At 58.0% G+C, this 2,488-nt stretch carries 2 protein-coding genes; both read right to left on the bottom strand.

Going from position 1 to position 2,488, the window contains the following annotated elements; all coding sequences use genetic code 11:
* Positions 1 to 54: 54 nt before the first annotated feature.
* Positions 55 to 1,299 carry a BMP family ABC transporter substrate-binding protein gene (locus RTU96_RS12540; RefSeq protein WP_312636958.1) on the bottom strand — a complete coding sequence of 415 codons (1,245 nt, stop codon included), beginning with the start codon at positions 1,297 to 1,299 and terminating at the stop codon, positions 55 to 57.
* Between the two features lie 220 nt (positions 1,300 to 1,519).
* Complete coding sequence (gene arcC / locus RTU96_RS12535) at positions 1,520 to 2,452, bottom strand: carbamate kinase (protein ID WP_312636957.1); 933 nt, start codon at positions 2,450 to 2,452, stop codon at positions 1,520 to 1,522.
* Positions 2,453 to 2,488 lie beyond the last annotated feature (36 nt).

The raw sequence follows: 2,488 nt of genomic DNA, 5'->3' as shown, positions 1-2,488 counted from the left end.
GGGGGTGCGGATGCTTTCCAAAATTTTTGGGAAGGGTTCCCGAAAATGGAAGCGTCAGTTCAGCTTGGTAATTCCGTCAATCGCCAGAGAGAAGGACGGCGCGGACTGGAAGTAGGACTCGTGATAGTAGCCGTCGATGATGGCCTCGTCCGCGTCGGGAACGAAATCGCCGTCGGTATCGGTGGCGAAAGCATTGGTGACAGGCTTGCCGTCCACGGTGAAGTTGGCGGTATCAAACACGTGCAAAGAACCGTCCTTGATGGCGGCGATGGCAGCGTCAACGGCTTCCTGTGTGCCGGGGGCGCAGGCGGTGCCCAGCGCGGAGAGCATCACGCCGCCTTCAGCGTAGCCGTTGCAGTAATCGGTTTCAAGCTTGCCGCCTTCCATGGCGGTGCGGATGATCTCCTCATAGGCGACCTCCCAGTTGTTCTGGGGAGAGGTCAGCGCCACGTCGGGAGCAACGGAGAGCATATCCACATTGTAGCCCACGGAATAGACGTTGGTGTTGCCCTTGTCGTGGGCGGCCTGCACGGCGGAAGGAGCGCCGGTGGAGTCGGCGTGCTGGCCAATGATGACGCAGCCGCGGCTGATCAGCGCGTTGGCGGCTTCGCCCTCGGCCTTGATGTCAAACCAGGAGTTGGTGAAGGTCACGTCCATGTGAGCATCGGGCACGATGGAGCGGATGCCCAGGAAGAACGCGGTGTAGCCGGAAACCACCTCGGCGAAGGGATATGCGCCGACGTAGCCGATGTAAGGATCGGTCACGGAGCCAGCATCCATCATCTCCTTGAGCTTCATGCCAGCCACGATGCCGGAGACATAGCGGGCCTCGTAGATGTTGTCAAAGTAGTTGGCGAAGTTGGACATACCGGCGGTTCTGGCGTGGGTGCCGGTGGCATGGGCAAAGTAAACGTCAGAGTATTCCGAAGCGGCCTGCATGAGATAGGTTTCATGACCGAAGGAGTTTGCAAAGATGATGCTGCAGCCCTGCTCCGCCAGATCGACGGCCGCGTCATAGCACTTCTCATCCTCGGGAACGGTATATTTGAAGATCAGGTTTTCACTGGGAATGCCCAGCGTTTCGCAGGCCGCCTTGATGCCCTCCATATGGGCAAAGGTGTAGCCCTCGTTTTCGTCGCCGATCAGAATCGCGCCGACCTTGAAATCGCTGGTGGAGGTGTCGCTGCCGGAAGTGGAACCCTGGGAAGCGCCAGAGCTGCTGGGAGTGCCGGAATTGCCGCAGGCGGCCAGACTCATCATCATGACGGCCGACAGCAGCATTGCAAGAAACTTCTTCATTCTGTTATCCTCCTTATTTTGTTCGAAAACCAAAGTGTGGATGGTTTTCCACAAATCATATCATACAGGGTTCACTTTTAAATTTCAATCCAAAATTTGATATTTGTCAAAGTTTTTACTTATGCTTTTGCGTAAACTGAAAAATCTGGATGATATGGCAAAGGCTCGTGCCCAGGAGGTAACTTCCGGACACGAACCTTTGTGCAAAATCGATAGAAAATCACTGACGGATGGCAGTTCCGGTCTTTCCGGCAATGCCGTCCCGGGCCTTTTCCAAAAGGGTAATCAGGGCGGTGCGGCCCGCCTTGGATTCGGCAAATTTCACGGCTGCCTGCACCTTGGGAAGCATACTGCCGGGGGCGAACTGGCCCTCCTGCTCATAGAAACGGGCCTGCTCGGGAGTCATGGAGTCCAGCCACTTCTGGTCGGGCTTTCCGAAGTTGACGGCAACCTTCTCAACGGCGGTGAGAATGATCAGGCTGTCGGCGTCCAGCTCCTCGGCCAGCAGCTCGGAGGCAAAGTCCTTGTCGATGACCGCGCCCGCGCCCCGGAGGTGGTTTCCCTCACGGATGACGGGGATGCCGCCGCCGCCGCAGGCCACCACGATCTGCCCCGCGTCCGACATGGCGCGGATGGTCTCAATTTCAATGATGGAAACTGGTCTGGGAGACGCCACGCAGCGCCGCCAGCCCCGGCCCGCATCCTCCATCACCGCGTTGCCCCGGCGGCGCATTTCCTCGGCCTCGGCTTCGGTCATGAAGGCGCCGATGGGCTTGGTGGGCTTCTGAAAGGCGGGGTCCTCGCCGTTGACCTCCACCTGCGTGAGGACGGTGGCCACGGGCTTGTTCATACCGCGGTTTAAAAGCTCTTCCCGCAGGGAATTTTGAAGATCGTATCCGATGTAGCCCTGACTCATGGCGGTGCACACCGACATGGGCGCCATGGGGTGGGAGGGATCCTCACGGGAAAGAGTGGTCATGGCCACGTTGATCATACCAACCTGAGGCCCGTTGCCGTGGGCGATGACCACCTGATGCCCCTCTTCAATCAGATCCACAATGGCTTTTGCCGTCTGCTTCACGGCAATCATCTGCTCCGGCAAATTGTTGCCCAGCGCGTTTCCGCCCAGAGCAATCACGATTTTCTTCGGCATAAAAATACCCCTCAAATAAAAGTATGGTGGCGGCGG

This window comes from Oscillibacter sp. (genome assembly GCF_032018205.1).
Taxonomy (GTDB): Bacteria; Bacillota; Clostridia; order Oscillospirales; family Oscillospiraceae; genus Oscillibacter.
Note: the sequence above shows the minus strand (reverse complement) of the source record. Positions and strands in the feature narration are given on the sequence as shown.

What these genes read in the sequence shown, in the direction of transcription:
- RTU96_RS12540 (WP_312636958.1), bottom strand. Translation starts at nt 1,299, where the DNA reads ATGAAGAAGTTTCTTGCAATGCTGCTGTCGGCCGTCATGATGATGAGT.
- arcC (WP_312636957.1), bottom strand. Translation starts at nt 2,452, where the DNA reads ATGCCGAAGAAAATCGTGATTGCTCTGGGCGGAAACGCGCTGGGCAAC.